This is a genomic window from Vibrio pectenicida, assembly GCA_024347015.1.
Classification (GTDB): Bacteria; Pseudomonadota; Gammaproteobacteria; order Enterobacterales; family Vibrionaceae; genus Vibrio; species Vibrio pectenicida.
The window spans coordinates 1,977,477-1,996,806 of the sequence record AP024889.1 but is presented as its reverse complement, the minus strand read 5'-3'; the positions used below and the strand labels follow the sequence as shown (position 1 = coordinate 1,996,806).

The 19,330-nt window shown below is 41.2% G+C and carries 14 protein-coding genes; 5 read left to right on the top strand and 9 right to left on the bottom strand.

Going from position 1 to position 19,330, the window contains the following annotated elements; all coding sequences use genetic code 11:
- The first annotated feature begins 167 nt into the window (after positions 1–167).
- Both OCV27_RS09275 and OCV27_RS09270 read left to right on the top strand, forming a co-directional pair.
- On the top strand, positions 168–1,223 hold the full coding sequence (locus OCV27_RS09275; protein ID WP_125323200.1) for a lipase family protein: 1,056 nt from the start codon (positions 168–170) through the stop codon (positions 1,221–1,223).
- Between the two features lie 114 nt (positions 1,224–1,337).
- The gene (locus OCV27_RS09270) at positions 1,338–2,279 is read left to right on the top strand and encodes a LysR family transcriptional regulator (RefSeq protein WP_125323199.1); all 942 of its coding nucleotides are present in this window, start codon (positions 1,338–1,340) and stop codon (positions 2,277–2,279) included.
- Between the two features lie 53 nt (positions 2,280–2,332).
- On the opposite strand, the gene OCV27_RS09265 is transcribed toward OCV27_RS09270, so the two are convergent.
- Entirely contained in the window at positions 2,333–2,932 is a 600-nt protein-coding gene (locus tag OCV27_RS09265; protein WP_125323198.1) for a thiol:disulfide interchange protein DsbA/DsbL, read from the bottom strand.
- Positions 2,933–3,857: 925 nt separating this feature from the next.
- Between OCV27_RS09265 and OCV27_RS09260 the strand changes: the two genes are divergently transcribed.
- Positions 3,858–4,166: a hypothetical protein gene (locus OCV27_RS09260; RefSeq protein WP_125323197.1), complete on the top strand. Its 309-nt coding sequence runs from the start codon at positions 3,858–3,860 to the stop codon at positions 4,164–4,166.
- A gap of 108 nt (positions 4,167–4,274) precedes the next feature.
- Here the strand turns inward: OCV27_RS09260 and OCV27_RS09255 are convergent, their stop codons facing one another.
- On the bottom strand, positions 4,275–5,315 hold the full coding sequence (locus OCV27_RS09255; RefSeq protein WP_125323196.1) for a hypothetical protein: 1,041 nt from the start codon (positions 5,313–5,315) through the stop codon (positions 4,275–4,277).
- 618 nt (positions 5,316–5,933) lie between these two features.
- On the opposite strand from OCV27_RS09255, the gene OCV27_RS09250 reads away from it, so the two are divergent.
- Positions 5,934–8,186, top strand: coding sequence for a glycosyl hydrolase family 18 protein (locus OCV27_RS09250; protein WP_337969048.1), 2,253 nt, complete (start codon positions 5,934–5,936; stop codon positions 8,184–8,186).
- A gap of 505 nt (positions 8,187–8,691) precedes the next feature.
- Here the strand turns inward: OCV27_RS09250 and OCV27_RS09245 are convergent.
- The 5 genes from OCV27_RS09245 to OCV27_RS09225 all read right to left on the bottom strand — a co-directional run bounded on the left by OCV27_RS09245 (position 8,692) and on the right by OCV27_RS09225 (position 15,987).
- On the bottom strand, positions 8,692–9,948 hold the full coding sequence (locus tag OCV27_RS09245; RefSeq protein WP_125322701.1) for a Y-family DNA polymerase: 1,257 nt from the start codon (positions 9,946–9,948) through the stop codon (positions 8,692–8,694).
- A gap of 10 nt (positions 9,949–9,958) precedes the next feature.
- Entirely contained in the window at positions 9,959–10,360 is a 402-nt protein-coding gene (locus OCV27_RS09240; RefSeq protein WP_125322700.1) for a LexA family protein, read from the bottom strand.
- A 210-nt stretch (positions 10,361–10,570) separates the two neighbouring features.
- The gene (locus OCV27_RS09235; RefSeq protein ID WP_125322699.1) at positions 10,571–13,378 is read right to left on the bottom strand and encodes an Hsp70 family protein; all 2,808 of its coding nucleotides are present in this window, start codon (positions 13,376–13,378) and stop codon (positions 10,571–10,573) included.
- 51 nt (positions 13,379–13,429) lie between these two features.
- A complete protein-coding gene (locus OCV27_RS09230) occupies positions 13,430–15,355 on the bottom strand; it encodes an Hsp70 family protein (RefSeq protein WP_125322698.1) in 1,926 nt (641 codons plus the stop codon).
- A complete protein-coding gene (locus OCV27_RS09225) occupies positions 15,355–15,987 on the bottom strand; it encodes a DUF2760 domain-containing protein (protein WP_125322697.1) in 633 nt (210 codons plus the stop codon). The genes OCV27_RS09230 and OCV27_RS09225 overlap by 1 nt, the downstream gene beginning before the upstream one ends.
- 310 nt (positions 15,988–16,297) lie before the next feature.
- Here OCV27_RS09225 and OCV27_RS09220 point away from each other — a divergent pair, with 310 nt between their 5' ends.
- Entirely contained in the window at positions 16,298–16,828 is a 531-nt protein-coding gene (locus tag OCV27_RS09220) for a 3'-5' exonuclease (protein WP_125322696.1), read from the top strand.
- 45 nt (positions 16,829–16,873) lie between these two features.
- Here the strand turns inward: OCV27_RS09220 and OCV27_RS09215 are convergent, their stop codons facing one another.
- Complete coding sequence (locus tag OCV27_RS09215; RefSeq protein ID WP_125322695.1) at positions 16,874–18,421, bottom strand: methyl-accepting chemotaxis protein; 1,548 nt, start codon at positions 18,419–18,421, stop codon at positions 16,874–16,876.
- A gap of 15 nt (positions 18,422–18,436) precedes the next feature.
- The gene (locus OCV27_RS09210; protein WP_125322694.1) at positions 18,437–19,000 is read right to left on the bottom strand and encodes a hypothetical protein; all 564 of its coding nucleotides are present in this window, start codon (positions 18,998–19,000) and stop codon (positions 18,437–18,439) included.
- Positions 19,001–19,330: the final 330 nt, after the last annotated feature.

Sequence of the window (19,330 nt, the reverse complement as noted above, 5' to 3'; positions counted from 1 at the left end):
TCACAAATTTCGCACTGTTATATTTAAACTTATGTTTGGTCTTATTTCATTGTAGACAGTTGAAAATGGAAAAGCTTGATAATTATGTTGAGTAATACGATTTCTCCTGTTTCCTAGATGGTAAAAATTCAAATTAAACCCAATATTTCAATTATAGGTAAAGCGTAATGAAGGATCTTTATCAGCAAGGAACAAAAGAGCTCCTTGAGAAACCAATACCCATCTATCACCAAGCGTATAATGACAGCACCGCTTGGCTAATGTCGTGCCTATCTGAGCTGGCTTATAAACGTTTTAATGAGTTTATATTGGGTAATCGCGTACAACAATTTATTGACAATAAGCTGTCGAAACTTGTTGTTGATAACTCAATGGGGCAACTAGAAACCTTTGTTTCTGTGGTGGAGGGGCTCGCGTATGATCATGAACAAGAGTTTAAGGAGCTCAATCAAAGCTTAGCCTATCTTAATGCAGAGCTAATCGACACATTTGATAAGCAGGGTACACAAGCCATTTTGGTAGAAACCGAGCAATACTATGTTCTAGCGTTTCGAGGGACGGAAGCCACGAGTATTCGAGATATAAAGTCAGATACGAATGCTAAGTTGACAAGGTGCGAGACACAAGGTCTAGTACATTCTGGGTTTAAGCATGCTTATGAACAAGTGGCGAGCGATATTACCTTAGCACTATCTAGCCTCACAGACGAAAATAAACCTCTGCTAGTAACCGGCCACAGTTTGGGTGGCGCTATTGCGGTTATTGCGGCTAAAAGATTAATGTTCAAAAATGGTATTGCGGCATGTTATACATTTGGCGCCCCTAGAGTCGGCGATCATGAGTGGGCTTCGCATATAACGACACCAATATATCGAATTGTCAATGCAGCAGATTGTGTTCCCATGTTCCCACCTAAAAGTGGTGTATTGAGCTTGGTTTCTACGCTGCTTTCTTTGCTACCAAGTATCGGCCTTAAACTAAAGGATGGGTTGTCAGCTAACTTTAGAGGTTACGCACACGTCGGTGATATGCGTTATTTGTCTCATTGCAATCCAGAAAAATATGATAATGTCAAACGACTTTACCACGTTTCGCTTCTCTTTCGCCTTAAAGCTATTTGGGTTAAAACTATCGCGCCAAATCGCTTAATAAAAGACCACTCAGTTAATGTATATCGTAAAAAGCTCAAGTGTATTGCAGAAAAAAGTTGGCTTAGTGATTGAAACCTATACTACCCCCTCATAGTCATATACCTTAATATGCATTATGTGGTAATGATATCTGGTGCTAATATTATACGGACATAATAATTGAAATATGTCATTGGGCGAATAATTATGCACCTACCACTAAATATCAATCAGTTAGAAGCTTTTGTTCTTACGGCCCAACACGGTTCATTTTCTAAAGCGGCAAAGGTTCTTAACAAAGGCAGAACGACTTTAAGTGAGCATGTCAATAACTTAGAAATTGAACTCAATATTGAATTGTTCGATCGCAACACGCGTAACCCTTTACTGCTAACCGATGGAGGGAAAAGGCTGTTGCACCATGCAAGCTTGATGTTAAAGATGGCAGAACAGTTAAATGTGGTCAGCCAATCAATATCAAACCAAGAAGAAGCCGAATTGACCCTCTCTGTGGCCAGCGTTATTCCTAATTGCTTAGTATTAGAAATTATTAAGAACATTAGCAAAAAATTTCCCAACACATCGCTGTGTGTGTTATCTCAAGATAAGGGGCTTGTACACGATAGCCTCTTAAATAAAACTACAGATGTAGCGATTACTGTTACCAAGCGAAATCAAAAAATCATACCGCCCCCAAATATTAGGGGGGCGTTTTTGTGCGATTTGCCGATGAAGTTTTATACCAGTCCAGACTCTGCCCTACAACTCAAATCATATATTTCTCACAGCGACCTAATAATGGAGCCATGTTATTTATTAAGGTGTTTAGGAGATGTAGGTTTCCGTGAGAATAGTCCCTCAACAGTCCTCAGTACATTTGGTAGTATAGATCTTATAGTCAAGATGTTGGGCACGAAAGGTTGGACAATATTACCAGAATATTGTCTCTCACATAACTTATACCCGAATAAATTAAAGGATCTTAATACTGACTTTAAGGTTATGAGCCCTAGTGTATCGATTGGGATGGCATATTCGCCATTACCAATGGGGCCGGTGAAGCTTGCGTTGACGGAAGAGATTATATCATGTTTTAGGCGCTTTTTTAGTGCGTGGCCAAGTAAGTCATTTGATGTTGTTTCAAGTTAAGAAACGACAAGGCTAGCTGAGTGTTGACTAGCCTTGTTTATCTTTAGGTCAATTTATAAAGTCAGTAGATAATTAATCAACTGGCTGTATTCTTCCATCGATTTAATTTTTTCTGATTTGACTATGTACTTGTCGTTGACTAGAACACCAGGGACGCCTGTTAAGGTGCTTTTTTCAAATTGTTTATCAAAGCTTTTTTGCATAGAGTTAACCACGAAGCTGTTGTAAGTGGCGTCAAACTTTTTAGCATCTACACCATTATCGATAAAAATTTGTCTAAGCGCTTTTTCATCTTTTGGTGCACTGCGCAGCTGATGAATTTGCTTAAACATGGTCGGAACCATGGTTTTTTCTACACCTAGTGTCACCATAGTGGCGTAAGACTTTGCCATAGGTATTGCCATATCACTGCCCATAAATGCCACGTGAACTTTTTCAAACTGTGCGCCTTTAGGTAGTGAAGTTTTGACTTGATTGATCACAGATTCAAAGTTGTAACAGTGCGGACAATAAAACGAGAAAAACTCAGTGACTTTTGGTGTGGCTGATTTTTTTGTGTCGAGCACATCATAATAAGTCCCTTGCTCAAATTTTGCGGCGTGCGCACTGAGTGAAATAACAATAGTTGTAAACAAAGCAAATAGTTTTTTCATTAAATAATTCCTAATAAATACAATTGACTCCGACTAGTGTAGTCGGTAATAACTGAGTAAAAGATTAAGAACTAAGCTATCGGAGGTCGAAACAAGGTTTGAATGCGAGCCACTGCTTTTTCTGATTGGTCTTGTTTAATTAAAGCCAGTGAACTTTGACTAACATGCGCCAAGTTCAGCTCAGATAAATAAGAGACTTTTAGTGTACAAAAAGAAGCGCAGCAATGATGTGCAGAACTATTTTTTTTGTGATTTTCAGTTGGGCATTTAATCTCAAGAGCTAACGAGCTCTTGGGTATTGACATTAAAGCTTTTTGACTACCGTTCACAAGGCTAACGCAAACCAGTGCGAAGCAAAGAAAGGCAACAATATATGATGAAAATCGAGTCAGCAAAGCTATAAATCCCTAGAAGTCGTAGCCCTAGCTTAACGTATTTATTTTCAATGATAAATGGGTAAAGTTAATCTTCGATAGTTACATTCACTGCTTGTATTTTTTAGTTTAATCAATATCATAATACCAGCCATATACGGTGAATCTAAACTCCAGTGGTTAAGCCGTATCAGTGAATTACCTACGTTTGATCAATCAATGAAGTAGGTACAATAGCCCTGCTTCATTGTGCCTCTGTTTTCTATACTGGCTTGGACTCATTTCAGTCACACGAGCAAACTCACGATTAAAATTGGATTTGGTTTGAAAACTACTATTTCAACCACTAAGTATCAGGCTTTACAGGGGGAGGGTGTAAAGATCAATCGCCCGCCTCGATAGCAACTACAATTACATCTGTATCAATTAATACTTAAGTCACTAGCGAGTACGTTCGCACTGTTTAAAGCGCAATCGTAACTTGTCTGATAGCCATCGTTTATAAGTGGTTGATGGTTTTGCGTGACGATTAGAATGGTAAGGTGATAAATATGTGTAAACGTCTCAAGGTCGTCATTGTAGGCTTGTGTATTCCATATAGTGCAATAGCCGGTATTAATATGTCGGAAGTCAATGCGTATGCTTATGAAGGGCTTGCGAATATATGTGCTACTTCTAGGAAAATATCTGGCGCTCAAGCACAAGAGATGAAAGCTATCCATGTCGAAAAAAGACACATCCGGCAAAAGAAAGCCCCTTCTGATAACAGTTTTTCCTATTATGCTGCCAAGCAATTGTGGGGAATCCAAAGAGGTGACAGCCCATCTTATGAAGAGTGCGCGTCCCTTTTGAAAAAATAGTTATTGTTAAGCGATGCTGCTTGGAGTTATTTTTTAAACGGTATCCTTAGTCGGTCAAAACAAACTTATTAATCGTTTAGATGGTGATAAGGAAGCTAAAATAGCTTCCTATAAAAAGTAATCCAAAGGAGCAATCTCTTTAAAAACAATATTGTATAAACGACCACTTCTTTTTGGCTTCATCTGCAATGCTTTTATACTAGGATAGGAATTTAACAGCTCCTTACTTAATGGTTTCATTTTTGCTCTGAATTCAGGTTTTACATTGAGCCCGAAGTAGGTTTCGTAAAGATATAATAGCTCTCCAAACCCTTGTTTTCTTCGTTCCGCTTGCTTACACCATGAACTATAAATCAATGAATTAAGTTCTATTGAGTCAGCACTTTGCCTCCACTTTCTTGCATTCTCATAAGTATGTATCACCTTGTCGGTATGCAAGAGTAGAGATGGGACTGGTACTCTTCCCGCGAGATAAAAATTTCCTCTGGTATTGAGGAGGTGTTCCATATGTCTGGGGGTGACACCTCTAGGATCGGAACCAAAGCATGTCTTGCCATATATCGCAACGGATGCAGACTCGTATGCTGCAACAGCGAGCTGTGAACAAAACATATCAGGGATAATGTTAGTACCACCATAAACAAACCTGAGTATGTCCTCGATATACTCGTTCGTTGATGCATGAAATGTTCTTTTACTATACAGAGATTTGGCCGCACCCACCATGTCGTAGCGACCTCCTTCTGCTGGAAGGCCCTTTGGTCTTATATCAACCGTAAGTCTGCATAACGCTTTAGTTATAGTTACCGCTGCTTTGGCCAATTCTTTGTCAGTGCATTTATACACAATCGCTGCTGTATTAGGTATATCATCTTTCCCATGAATTTCTGCAGCTGCTTCAGCGAGCTCAGTTGCTGATAAGCCAATAGCGACGTGTTCAGAAGCCGCAGCGCCTTGTAGTTTCATACCTGCTTTTTCGTCAGGTGACTTCCAATGGAAGTATTTTTGTGCTTTGGTAATCGAAGACGCAATTTTGTCATGAGCCCATCCCGGAAAGACTTTAACGATGAGTACATCTCCTGGTTCAACCTCAACTTCCTTCAAATTATTATATTGTCTAAGGCTTGCAATAACATCACTATCAGACACTGGTAACTCCTACTAGAAATGATTTTTAGTCGTGCCCCTCCGAGCAGGTTGCAGCTCACAGCTCACTACAAGGGCTTTTATGTCTCCGCTCTTTTTTCGGAATTTCAGGGCATATTAATCATAATGATATTAATAAAATCATGAATCCGCCATTTTAGATTGTTAGCTCAAATAGTATCACTACCTTTAAAAGGTGAAGTATTATGAGTACTCTAAAATCTGTGGTGTTTAACTCAGTGTTCGGGTGAGTCAAGTAGATCATCTCTTAGGTTACAACTTAAAAAATCATGTGATGTACTTCGGACGAGTATTCGGCAGTAAAATTATTAACTAAAACCAATTGAATTTATAACAAATAATTATAAATAAAATTAGTTTTCAATCAGATGACATATATGTCATTAATTTGACAATATCTCTTTTATTATCTTGTTAGGCTTCTCGGTTTATCTCTGGCGGTGCCAGAGAAGGCGGCAGAGTTGATTTATTTATGCTGCTCCAAGTCTAATTATCGTTTGTATTGACAGCCAAATTACAATAAGCATGTAATGAGCTGCTCTTTTGCTCTCGATAAGATAATAACTTGCCATAATATGTCGAAAGAGAAACTGATAACTGATGAAAAAATTAGTGATTTTTCTAGCCTCAGTGGTTGGAGTAACAACGCTTAGTGTGCAGTCAACAACTCAGGAAAAAGATAAAATAGAGCCCGAGCACGCCATTGTATATGCTATTAATCGAGCTCATTACTCAAACCATTATAAAAAAGACCGAGAAAAGCCCTTGCTCACTGCATACTTATCTGCAGGACAAGACTTCTCCCTAGCAGAACAGGTGGAGCTGAATGAGCTGGCCAAATATGATGTAGTAATGTTGCCTTTTGATATCTCTACAAAAACAGCAATAATTCCTGTGCAAAAAAAATCTCTTGCCAAAGAGAAGATGGATTCTCTTGCCGAAGAGGAGATGGTTTCTCTTGCTTACATAAAGATGCAAGAAAAAAAAGAAAAAGAGTCATATTCACTGCAGCTATTAAAAAAACTGCATAAAATTAACGGCACAGAAGTAGGTATAATAATTCGGAGCAAGAATATTTTTAAAGGTAAAGAAGAAAGAATTATTAATATTATTGATGATACATTACTTTACAATGATTTTATTAAATGGGTAAGTATCGATTATACAGATTCACCTTTCAATAAGCTAGATTCAGAAAGTTCGAAGAAGAGTATTTCTCAGCTACGTAATAAATTGAGTGCACACAATATCAGGATTAATATTGCCTCTAATGTACCAAGAAATGAAAAAGAAGCGAAAATAGTAAAAGAGCTACTTGACCTAAACAAAGTAGATAAATGGTACTTTAGTGCGCAAAGCAACGATAGAGCACCCAAGCATCACTCAAACTTATTCACAAAACAATCTATCGATTGGTCAGTGGCCCAAGCCATAACGTTTCTGCTTGATTCAGGTATTGAACCTAATCGTTTGGAGCTGGAGTATTCAAATACAATCCATCCACATAGCTCTGGTCAGAACCTTACAACTCACGACATGCTTGATACTATGTTAGAAGTTAGCCAGAGTGAGTCAGTGACTGGTAAAAACGGATACTATCTTAAGACAGAGCCTGATAACAATGTCGATTTTATTTGTAAAGATAATGATGTAGGTAAGGCAGACTGTTTTTCAGTAGAAACTCCTCGAATGATAGCTGTTAAAGCGCAGTTTGTACTTGATAAAGGCTTAGGTGGCTTATTTACCCGAAATGTTTTTGCTGATGCCGGTCTTAACCTAAATGCTGCTCGCGAAGGCCTGGGATACGAAGTAACACACCAAACATTTGCGATGGACCCATTAATAACCAAAAGTGAAGATAGAAATGATGTAGAGCATAGTAACCTGCAGAAAGCACACTATGACAAATTAAATAGTCTTGTTGTGGCTAAGTACAATAAATTAGCCAAAGGAAATACTTATTCTACCCTACAAAAAGACACGCTTTTAGCGGATGATATCAATGGATTTTTGGAGCATCTAGTCAGAAATTATCCAATGCCGTTAACCTACAATGATGCGGTAACACTAAAGCATACCTATGACAGATTAGGTAAAGAAGAAGTACACGGTTATCTAGAAACACTTACAGAGGTTAAAAATAGATTAGGCGGAGATATTGAAAGAGTGGAACCTGCAATTTACGCACAAGACATATTTGATCCTGAGAACCAGAATCTCAACTTAGCCTGTAACAAAATAGCTGAGTTTAGAGCTTTAGCTACAAAAAAAGGTAAATGGAAAGAATTTCTCCGATCCGAAAAAGATACAACCAATGAATGCCATCAATCCGAAATTGATATTCAACTTGCAAAGAATCCAAAAGGGCTGTTAGCAACTGATTGGATATATCTTGAGTTACAGTGTCTAGACCCAGTTATTGATGAATCGATTGCTAAAGCATTTGATGAGGTAAAGCGCCTAGAAGGAAATCACTATGCAGGAGTAAAATCAGAGATGTTTAAACAGCATATATCAAATTATATCAACAGAAAAATAGATAATATCTACCAAACTAAAGTCTATAAATATAAGGATAAATTTGATATCGAAAATTCACAGAATCTTGATGACGCTGTACTTGAATTTAAGAAAAATGAAGGTACTGAAAGTGTTCAGTCATTTCTTCTTCAAACAAGTCAAAGTATATTGAATACAACCGAAAAAGAACAATTAGAACAATTAGAACGTTTACTTAATTTTCGTCTCAGTCAGAAGATATTATTAGGAGAGTTGGACTTTGATTTGCTTTCTCCGTATCAAATAGATTCTATGGTCGAAAACATAATATCACAGCATTTCCCACTATTGTAGAGTAAACGTGTTTGTCTCAAGTTGATGTTTTTAAGCACCGAAGTGGCACAATTTTTAATTAAAAATGTACTAAATTAACTTAGTAATAAAGACCCCAAATGCTTGAGCCAACCAGTTAGTCTGATTGGCTCTATTTTTGATAGTGTTTAAAAATCTTTGTCGTTTCAGTAGTATATACAAAACAGGAATGACATAAGAATTGCCGCTAGTCTGGTACCTAAATACTGTACTCTGGCATGATTTTCCTTACTTTAATCTGAGTTCTTTTCACATCAGTAGAACGATTTCCTCATGATTCACTGCTTCACAATACCCCCTCTTTAGGCGTATTACCGCGCATTTTTGCCGTATTGACAATTAAATTTTTGATATATATGTAATTTATGTAGCATATTGCAGTATACAAATGGCTATGCTGTTGCTGCTGAATCTGAAGAAAAGTAATCGAAGTATTACCAGCACTTCGGATGTTAACCAACCAATGGCCACATTCAATTCAAGATGTTCAGCACAGGATTTTAGGTATGTCTCCCCAACACGTAGTATATTGAGGTGTTAAAAATTGGCGTCTCATTTGCCATTTAGGCTCTATCCCTTGTGCACCTAAGAAAATCGTATTCTGACCATAGCGTTGATTCAATTGATCAAACACTGACATCAGCTCCATATTGTTTGGTGTTGGGTTAAACAAATCCGGTTGTTCTTGATGGTTGTCCACTAAGTCTAATAAGCCTACACCCACTTTATAAAATCGCACACCGTCAGCAAATAACTGCTCGGTCAGTTCAGACACCACTTTAGTCACTTGGGTTACATCTGAGGTCGGAAAAGGGAAGCGGTGAATCGCTCGTTGGCTATAAGCAATGTCATCGAATGGTGAACTTGAGGCAAAACACATTAGTACCTTACATAAAGAGTGTTGCTTCCTGGCTTTATGGGAAGCAATCGCAGCATGATGACACAGTGCTTGGCATAGTGATTTAGCATCCTCGATACGCTCACCAAAACTACGAGTAGAAAATATTTGCTTTTTGTCTGCCCTAGCTTCATCCCACTGTTTGCAGACTTGCCCATTAAGTTCACGTACTGTTCGCTCTAACTCCACACTAAACATTTTACGTGCAAGTGGGGCGGGGTATTTAGCCAATTGTAGGGCAGTGGTGATGCCTGACTGCTTTAAATGCATGGTTAGCCGTTTACCGACTCCCCACACATCACTCACAGATAACTGAGCGAGCACCCGATCTCTTTCTGCTGTAGTATCGAGTATGCATACTCCATTAAATCCTTGTACCTTTTTTGCTGCATGGTTCGCAATTTTAGCTATGGTTAATGTTGGCCCGATACCAACGCATACAGGCATCCGACACTCTTTCCAAACGGATTTTCTCAGCGTATGAGCATGAGTTTGTAAACAAGGTATCGCTGATACAGTGTGTTTGAATGAGAGAAAGGACTCATCAATTGAGTAGACGTGCTGATCTGGCGCAAACCGTCCGATGACTTCCATCATTTTGCTTGATAAATCGGCATAAAGCTCGTAGTTAGAAGACAGTACAATAACCCCGTGCTGCTTACACAGCCCCTCCATCTGAAAGTAGGGTTTGAATTTCTGTATACCGCATTCTCTGGCTTGGCGGTTGGCAGCGACAATACAGCCATCATTATTCGAAAGCACTACCAAAGGCATACCACGCCACTCAGGCCTAAAAACTTGCTCTGCACTACAATAAAACGCGTTGGCATCGACTAAGGCAAACATGGGTAAGTTGTTATTCTAAAAGATGGCTAGAGCGATGACAGCGTATTGAACGTATTACCACACCCTCGATAGTAAAGGTATCACACTCTTGCACCAGAACTGGTGCGTGAATAGGGTTTGCAGAAATCAGCTGGCGATATTTTATATCAAGCAATTTACAAACAAACTCACCATTTAGGTTAGCAACGATCACATCCATGTTATTGAGTGAAACATGGCGATCCACGATTAAGATATCGCCATCGAAAATGCCCACGCCCTGCATAGAATCACCATAGGCACACCCTAAAAAGGTGGCATTTGGGTGGTCAATTAGTAGCTCATCAAGATCGAGTGAAAGCTGACGGTATTCAGCCGCGGGTGACTCAAAACCAGTAATGCCAGCACGAGCAGTAATCGGGATCACTTTCATAAAATAACACTGTTTATATACACAGTGTTATTTTGGTGGAAAACGGTTCATTTGGCAAGGGGAAAAGATTTTACGCTGTACGTGGTGGCCTATATATAAGGCTTTTATCGATGATTAAGGTAAAAATGGAGAAACCTAAACCTCAGATCTATTTGATAAAAGTTGCCAATTAACCACAATAGGCAACTTTTTTATTTGTTAAAAAATCACTTATCGAGTGATCAGTGATAAGCCTGCTGGAATGGTATCACCAAAGGCGCGTTTGGATTCGGTATAAGAGAGCTCTTTGACTTCAGCAACTAAATCCACCCAAATATCGGGTACTTTGCTTTGTTTGAGTTTAGCCAAAACTTGCTGGCGAAAGTCATCAGAGATATCAAATAAACGATCGCCAGTTTTGCGACATATCAGTACGGTAGCAAACGCAATCATAGTCTCTTTTTGCCAGTTCTGTTCAAGCAGTTTAGGAAGCCATTGTTCAGCTTGTTCACGAGGAATAACATTATGTTGACTGCCATAAAGTGGCGTGCGTGCAGCTAAGCGGCCTAGTGCCCACCAATGCGCTTGTCCAAATTGATTGTGGTTAATGGCTTTACTTAAAAACCAACTGGATAATAGGACTTTATCTTCAACTTCCAAATGCTCTAATGAAGCGGCTAGTCGCACCATAGACTCATAACCCATATCGTGGGCGTTCTTAGCTGACTGAGGGTTTTTCATTGTACCTGGGTGGAGATATTTGGCGATATCGGCAAGTATGGTCTCTTGCTGCTCTTGATTGAGCCCACCTGCAATACGGCGCCAAAACACCCACCAGTCAGTCCAGCTTTGGTGGTTTTTAAATTGAATACCTTGCTGATATAAGCTCCATACTTGTTCTAATCGCCACGAATCTGTCGCATCACCAAACCCCGGGCGCATCGAAAAGCCAGCTAAACGAAGCCAGTTCTTTTCGTGAGCTTCAGAGCGGCGCCGACGCTTTCGTCCTTGGGCAAAGGCATCAAATAGTTGGCGTAGAGTGATGAAATCCCAATCATCACGTTGACCGAGTTTTTTTTCTAAATTTTTAGCCAGTGTTTTGATTTGTTTTGAATCGGCACTCTTTTTATTGCCGCTATAAAGGCTGGTGATAAGCTCTTTGCACTCAGTTAAACGTGGATGAAGCTTTGTTGACTCAGATTGATCGGATTGCTGATTGCGAACTTCAAACTCCAATGCCCAACGTTTGTTGTCATCATCGACGTTAACGCATTCTAATTTTAACGTGCCGACTTCGGTAAGTTGACACGCCAACTGGACTTCTACGCGCTCTTTTTGATTGGCTTGAAGTGCAATGCCTTCGCCTTCTAAGGTCGAGATATAAGGGGGCAGGGGAGCGAATATATCAGGGTCCACATCTACCATAACGCCGTTTTGGCTCGCAGTACCTTGAGTTAGAGTATCGTGAGTTGATGTTAGCAAGTTAAAGCGTACTGGTTCTCCCAATGTGAGAGAAAAACGTCGGCCACTTAAGCGGATTTCTTGGCTTTCTTCGGTTCCCTTTGCGAGTAAACATAGTGCTTTACCCAGCTTGTTTTTTTCTTGCAAATGCAGAAAATAGGAACGCGCTGCACCACCACCAATTTTTAGTTGGGCCCCTCGTCTTGCTTTACCGTAGGCAACTGCGCCAAATGCCACGGACCAATCTGGATGAGGATTATCAAGCACAGTAATCGGCGTGCCACGCCAATTCTCAAGCAGCTTGGTTATACGCTCTGTGATCAGCTCACTGTTAAATACGCCGCCGTTAAGCAGTAAGCCAACAGGTATTGCAGGTTTAGTGCTATCTTGTTGTTCGAGAGCGGAGCAAGACACTTGTTGATGCTGGTGGAGAAATTCGGCGAGGTGTTTACTGACCGCAGGATCTGCCACATAAGGTAATCCGAACTCAACCATAGCACTGCGGCGCTTACTTGGAGTATCAGAAAAATCAGATAACGGGAAAAACCCATCTAAAGCAATGTGGTGCACTTCTTGTTTGCTAAGGCTTATGCTTTTTGTACCACCAAGCAGTTTTGAACCACTACCAAGCATGGTGATTTTAATTTCTTCAGGGGCATTAAGAGACAGAAGAGTTTCTTTTGCTTGTCTTGTTTGCTGAATAAGTTTGGTGAGGTTGGCAGCGTTGAGCTTTTTACCTTGATTAAAGCGGCTTTCGGCAAGATGGGCTAAAGCTAAATCTAGGTTGTCGCCTCCTAGCATTAAGTGTTCACCCACGCCAATTCTATCCAGTGCCAGTTCCTCAGTATTGTATTTGGCTTCAAGCAAGCTTAAATCCGTGGTGCCACCTCCTACATCACACACCAAGATAAGTGGTAGTTGCTTAAGTTCTTCGCTCGCGGTTTTCTGATGGCGGGCATACCAGTCGTAGCATACCGCTTGTGGTTCTTCGAGAAGAACAATCTTGTCTAAGCCAGCCAGTGAAGCGGCTTCTAATGTTAGCTTGCGTGCCGTTTCATCAAAGGACGCTGGTACAGTGATGACGACATCTTGATTTTCAAGCTTATTGCTTGGATGGCGATAGTTCCATGCTTGTTTTATATGGTTGAGATAGCTGGCACTAGCCACCACAGGAGAGACTTTGTCTACATCACCTATTGATGCCCATGGGAGGATGTCAGAATTACGGTCGACCGCTTGGTGAGATAACCAGCTTTTCGCACTTGATACTTGACGACCCTCTACTTTGGCGCCCAGTTCTCTTGCCCATTCACCAATAATGACATTGGTGATATCGCTAGCAACCAGTTGTGATCCCCACGGTAAAGTGAGATCAGCCGATGATACTTGCTCCATAGCAGGATGGTAGCGAAAAGATGGCAAAAGAGGCTTGCGAACGACTTCTCCCGGTCCAATAAGTTGGTCGATATCAAAAAGAGCGACGTTTGAGCGCTCTAGGTTGTCAGTGATTTCACAAAAGGCAACAACGGTGTTAGTTGTGCCTAAGTCTATGCCAACAAGAAAGCTAGGAGATGCCATACATAACCTTGAAAATAAGAAGTAACGGCACCGATTAGGTGCCGTTAAACATTAAGCAAGCTCGTTTTGAGGTGAGTCTTTGCTTGCGTCTTCGCGAACGTCGAACTCAACGTGCCATTTTTGGCCATTATCGGCGGCAATGGCTTCTAGGTAGAGTGTACCAAGTTCAGTTACCCGAGAAGCTAAAGTCACAGGAACCACTTCACCTTCTCGGCGGCCTTCAGAAATCGGTAAGGTAACTTGAATTTCGGGTAGTTCTTCCAGTTCATCTGGGCCCCAATGATCTAGATGAATCCCTGCGAGATCATCGCGGCGCACGTTTGAGCCAAAGAATTGAAAACTCACGGGTTGGCCAATAATTAGGCCAAACTCTTGGCTCGGTACTTCCACCGACGATCCTTCTTCCATGCCAAATGGCGCAACACACAAGGCTTCAAGTGGAGGTGCCATCCCCGGGATCGCTGGCATGGCACTTTCGATACCCACATAATAGCTAGAGGCTATACCACCACGGATACGAACACCTTGACCGAGGCGAACAGCGCCATAATAAGATGCGCCGCTGGCAACTGCGAGATCCAGATCAACGCCAGTAAGGCGCTGCGCTATTTCGCAATCTGAGTGGATTAACCAGTTGTTAAGAGTATCTTCTAATCGAGTTGCAAGCAGCTCTGATTTTAACACACCGCCATTAAACAGGATGGCAGTTGGTTTGATAAAGTCAGCATTAGATGTTTGGGTACCGCCCATACCTGGCATTGAAGCAAAGGGGTTGTAATCAGTTTGTGCAGTCTCACCATCTTGGGCATTAGCTTGCTTGGTTAGGAAAGCAGCAATGTGACGTGTGATACCAGCATCTTGAGCGTACGGTAAGCCCATCTGAGTTAACGCGCCGCGATTACGTTGCACCGGGTGTTCAGTGACAGGAATTTTTGGAAAGAAGCCATCAACCAAGGTTTGTTGAACTTCTTCTTGCGTTAGCTCGGTTTTAAGTGTGGAACCAAGGAGCTTTGAACCTCTACTTGGCACTACGATTGGAACAGATTCAAGCTGAATGTCATTAAGGAGCGCTTCTTTGGCATCACGACAAGCATGGGTCATTGTCTGAACTTGCCATGGTTGAAGCTCTTTTCCATCTTGTGCCAACTTCACTTTAAGACGATAAGCGAGCGCTAAATCCATATTGTCACCGCCAAGCAAAATATGCTCACCGACCGCGATGCGATTTAATGCTAGATTACCTTCGTGTTCGGTGACTTCAACCAAAGAAAGGTCTGTTGTACCGCCACCGATATCCACAACCAGCACAATGTCGCCAACCGATACTTGCTCTCGCCATTTGTCATTGCTGTTATCAATCCAGTTATACAGCGCCGCTTGAGGCTCTTCTAATAGGGTTAGGTGCCCCAGCCCAACATTTTTGGCCGCTTCAGCGGTTAAATCGCGAGCCGCAGGGTCAAAAGAGGCAGGGACAGTAATGGTAACATCTTGCTCCGTAAGTGGAGAATTTGAGTGAGTGTGGTTCCAAGCATCTTTAAGATGCTCTAGGTAGAGCTCTGTGGCCCGAAGTGGGGATATTTTTTCTACTTCTTCAGGGCTGCCCGCAGGAAGAAACGCATCACGGCGATTAACTCCGGCATGGCAAAGCCAAGATTTAGCACTGGCGATAAGGCGAATTGGGGTTTTAGCCCCCAGGTTACGTGCAATAGCACCAACCAGAGCATTGGGTTCTGATGACCAAGGCAGTACTCGTGATGCTGGGTTCATCTCATGTTCGTGAGGCTGATAAAGAAACGAGCCAAGCTGGTTTCTTGTTTCAACTGTACCAGGCGCGGTTAATTGAGCAATCGGCATGACCTCAACCTTGGCTTGCTCGTTCGAGGTATCAAGGTATGACAGTACGCAATGCGTCGTACCCAAGTCAATGCCAACACTGTATTTGGGCGCTTTAGCTTGGTCTGGGGTATGATTTTCCATTACAGCTCTACCTCGGCAGGGGCAATAATTGAAGCATCGTAGTTTTCGGCTAATTTAGGTAGATTCATATCACTGGCTTTCCAGCCTTTATGAATGAGAGTCCCACTAAAAGGCGCATTGCCTGTTACATTACCTGTTAGGCGGATCTGTTGTGAGTTAAAGCCTTCTTCGATAGTGATACGTGTCTCTTCGTCTTCGCTGCGAATAGCTTCTAGCGTAACGTAATCGCTCAGTACTTTTTGTCCACCAGTATGAATAACTCTTGCAGCTGCACCCACATCTTCATCAGAAAATGAAGTCAGGTCTTCTTTTAAGAAGTCAATCAGGCGAGACTCTTGCTGCATAATCGACAGTAGCTGCATGGCAGAGTCGGTAGAAGCCGTAGCGAGTTTGGATTCGACTTCGACTACTTTCTCAATCACTTTTTCGACTTCGACCACTTTTTCAACTTCAACGATTTTTTCAACTAGCTTTTCCACTTCGACAATTTTTTCTACTGGTTTCTCAACTACTTTTTCGACGACTTGGGATTTGCGTGATACGGCAATAAGAAGCAAAAAGATGCTTGATACGGTAAGGCCTGCGTGCAGCATATCGAACGTTTGAGGGATCATCTGTAAATCGAACGTCATGACATTTCTCTTAATCAATGGGGTAAATAGCAGCCATAGCAGACTGCTATTGTCGTTATTATTAGGTTAAATTGGGGCAAATATTATCACATTCAACCAGCTAGGCCTTTAGAAAAGGAGTCGTGGTTGCCTGAATGTCTTTTTTTTAGTCACTTTAGCGTCTTGTGAAAGAAATGGGCAGGTTTCGCACTGGGGGGTGAAGAGCATAATTGCAGCAGTTTTGTGCAATTGATTCGTTGTCAGTCGAGTTTTGAGCTTAACTAAGATAGACTTTGGCGCTTTGTTAGAAACGTAAAACAATAGGCGAGTAATGAACCATAACCGTATAGTTTGTTTCGATTTGGAAATGTGCTGCTGGAATGAAAACGGCGTCGGAACAACGGGTGAAATTATAGAAATTGGGCTAGCAGAAATTGATCTTGCAAAAGGCGAGATTGTAAAGCGTGCCCAATACTATGTGAAGCCAGAACAGGATGAAGTCTCACTGTTTTGTGCTGAACTTACGGGCATTACTCCAAGAAAAATTGAAAAACAAGGCCGTCCACTCCCTGAGGTGATGAAGTCAATGGTTAAAAACTTTGGCGGAACGAATAAGATCTATGCTTCTTGGGGGCGAGATGATCTTATTTTGGCCAAAGAATGTATGGCTAAGAGTCTAGAGATGCCAATTAGAGAATGCATTAACTTAGCAACATTATACCGGGTTAAGTACCGTTTAAAAGACAAACGTATTGGTCATAAGGCGGCTCAGGAAGCACAACAAATTGAGTGGGAAGGCCGACAGCATTCTGGTTATGTTGATGCCTATAACCTTGCCAAACTAGCCTTAGCTATGTTGTGATTTTTAAAAGGGTTTTATCAACTAATAAAACCCTTTATCTCAGTATTACACCGCTAGATTGTAGCTAGATAGGTGTTGACTGGTGTTACTCGCCTGTGAAAAAAGTTTGGCGCTATTGGTTTCGATGTGTTGTGAATCCTCGACCAAGCTATCGATTTGTTGGTCGACACTGAGTAGTCGCTCGACTAGTTCTGACATGGCGTTAATTTGTGATTCCGATGAATTTGCAATGGTTGAACACATTCGATCAGCCTGAGAGACATCTTCGAGTGCTTTTTCGATGTCTTTTACTGCGTTTTCAATCGAGCCTAAGCTTGCCTCACTGGTACTGCTTCCTTCTTCGGTAATTTTTATCAAGGAATTGGATACATTGGCCAGATTGGTCAATATCTCTTCAACTTGATTCGTTGAATTAGATGTCTTTTCAGCTAAACCGCGAACTTCATCGGCCACCACGGCAAAACCGCGGCCTTCTTCACCAGCTCTAGCAGCTTCTATAGCAGCATTAAGGGCAAGGAGATTGGTCTGTTCGGCGATATTACGGATGATTCCTAAAATTTCAGTGACCTTCATAACTTGCCGATTGACCTCATTCGCCGCTGTGTACAAATGCGTACTTTTCTCAGACATTGAACGATTGTCTCTTAACGCACTAAGCAAGCACTTCTGTCCACCCTTGGCACTTTTTACCGCGCGGTTGAGAGAATCTAAAGTATCGAAGGTATTGTTTTTCACTACTGAGAACGATTGTTGTGCTTGCTCGCTAAACTGCACTGTTGTCTTGATTGCATCTCTTTGGCGAGTAATTTTATTACCTATTGAGGCCAAATAATGATCAAGATCTTTAGAAATCGATGTAACAGAATCTGCTCCTTGGTGGATGGGGATTAAGGTCTGTTCCATCTTTTCGATAAAGTGGTTCATACTGCAAGCTAGCATGCCCAGCTCATTTTGACGTTTGAACTCAAGGCGTTTGCTTAAATCGCATTCACCAGAGCTTAGTTTATCACAAAGACTGATGAGCTTTTGCAGCGGTTTAACCCAAAGCGTATTAAGTAATGCGAGCAAAATGGTCACACAAGCAGCAACAGAGATTAAAGCAATAATACACGACTGGATACTGAGTTGATTCCCAAGCCCTTTTGCTTGAGTGAAATTCCAGTCTGCAACTAGGTAACCAACCAATGTCTTTTTCTTGCCTGCGTATAAGGGAACCCCTATTTGATGCAGGTTGGAATTGTCTATTAGTACGGTTTTTTCCTGCAAAATACCGTTCAATGCTGATTCCGTTACTTCATTACTGCTGTAGAGCAAAGACAAATTAGGTCGATAAATTTGTATTGCGTTTAAACTTCCATTTTGACTTTGAAGTGCGACCTCGACTTTCTCCTTTATATTGGTGATTTTTTTAAACCTGACAGGGGTAGCAAGTTGTTCACCCAAGGCATGACTCGATTGCATATAAGACGATTTGTTTAATTGGTAGATAGCATCAACACTACTGCTCCAATTGAAATAAGAAATCGTCGCCATAGCGATAATGGTTAGCATCGAGGCGCTGGCAACAACGAGCTTACTAATAGTAACTCGCATACTTAGCTCCAGTCGTTATAGTTCTTCCACGTTGACGCCAACAGTAACTGCACCGATGACTTGTCCAGACGTTGGATCAGATATGGCATAGCTCACTTGAGACTGAAACACCTGTGTGGACTCATCTTCTTCAATTTCGCCAATATGATATGCATTAGGACCAACTAAATAAGTTTGTTGCCATTTGTCTTCATCACCTTGCCAATAATCTGAAGTCACAGCACTTTGGGCAACGTTGAGGCCTTTATTATCCATAACAAAAATTTCAGTGATAACACCTTGGCTATTTTCCTGCATCGCAGCAAGCTTTTTGGACAGTTCACTACTTAACTTATTACTTATAAGTGGTGCATTTTCTTGTCCAACTTGGCTGCGCCAATCTTTGTCTAGTGAAGTGATTTGGTTTTGATCTAGCTGACTGCTGTGCTGATTTTGTGCTTTGATTTGTGAAACGACATCCGCATCAGCCGCAATGCTTTTGACATCCTTAATTGCAAACTCTTTAAGAGCTGCTTCGAACTCGTTAGCAAACGTTGTGAGTGGGAGTAAAAGAGGGATTACGATATAAAGCCTTTTCATTATTAAGTCCTTTTTAGTCTGACGCTGTTCAATAAAAGCGTAGATGAAAAAACTAAATATGATACAAGGCGCTTATTGTTTTTCTACAGATGAGGAATGAACTCTGATGTACCTGGTACATGATGCGTAATACGGTACAAAATCATTCGGGAAAAGTGTGATGTGATCCGGTATAAGGGGCCTTAGCGATTAAGCTTCGAAGATTGGAATATAGCGATACTTCGGCGCGCAAAAAAAGCTGATTACTAATGTTGGTTTTGATCTTTATTGATAAGGGCCTTTATTGATAAGGGCGAACCATAATATTAGTTCGCCCTTCATTCTCTTAGG

What these genes read in the sequence shown, in the direction of transcription:
- OCV27_RS09275 (WP_125323200.1), top strand. Translation starts at nt 168, where the DNA reads ATGAAGGATCTTTATCAGCAAGGAACAAAAGAGCTCCTTGAGAAACCA.
- OCV27_RS09270 (WP_125323199.1), top strand. Translation starts at nt 1,338, where the DNA reads ATGCACCTACCACTAAATATCAATCAGTTAGAAGCTTTTGTTCTTACG.
- OCV27_RS09265 (WP_125323198.1), bottom strand. Translation starts at nt 2,932, where the DNA reads ATGAAAAAACTATTTGCTTTGTTTACAACTATTGTTATTTCACTCAGT.
- OCV27_RS09260 (WP_125323197.1), top strand. Translation starts at nt 3,858, where the DNA reads ATGTGTAAACGTCTCAAGGTCGTCATTGTAGGCTTGTGTATTCCATAT.
- OCV27_RS09250 (WP_337969048.1), top strand. Translation starts at nt 5,934, where the DNA reads ATGAAAAAATTAGTGATTTTTCTAGCCTCAGTGGTTGGAGTAACAACG.
- OCV27_RS09245 (WP_125322701.1), bottom strand. Translation starts at nt 9,948, where the DNA reads ATGTTTGCCTTAGTCGATGCCAACGCGTTTTATTGTAGTGCAGAGCAA.
- OCV27_RS09240 (WP_125322700.1), bottom strand. Translation starts at nt 10,360, where the DNA reads ATGAAAGTGATCCCGATTACTGCTCGTGCTGGCATTACTGGTTTTGAG.
- OCV27_RS09235 (WP_125322699.1), bottom strand. Translation starts at nt 13,378, where the DNA reads ATGGCATCTCCTAGCTTTCTTGTTGGCATAGACTTAGGCACAACTAAC.
- OCV27_RS09230 (WP_125322698.1), bottom strand. Translation starts at nt 15,355, where the DNA reads ATGGAAAATCATACCCCAGACCAAGCTAAAGCGCCCAAATACAGTGTT.
- OCV27_RS09225 (WP_125322697.1), bottom strand. Translation starts at nt 15,987, where the DNA reads ATGACGTTCGATTTACAGATGATCCCTCAAACGTTCGATATGCTGCAC.
- OCV27_RS09220 (WP_125322696.1), top strand. Translation starts at nt 16,298, where the DNA reads ATGAACCATAACCGTATAGTTTGTTTCGATTTGGAAATGTGCTGCTGG.
- OCV27_RS09215 (WP_125322695.1), bottom strand. Translation starts at nt 18,421, where the DNA reads ATGCGAGTTACTATTAGTAAGCTCGTTGTTGCCAGCGCCTCGATGCTA.
- OCV27_RS09210 (WP_125322694.1), bottom strand. Translation starts at nt 19,000, where the DNA reads ATGAAAAGGCTTTATATCGTAATCCCTCTTTTACTCCCACTCACAACG.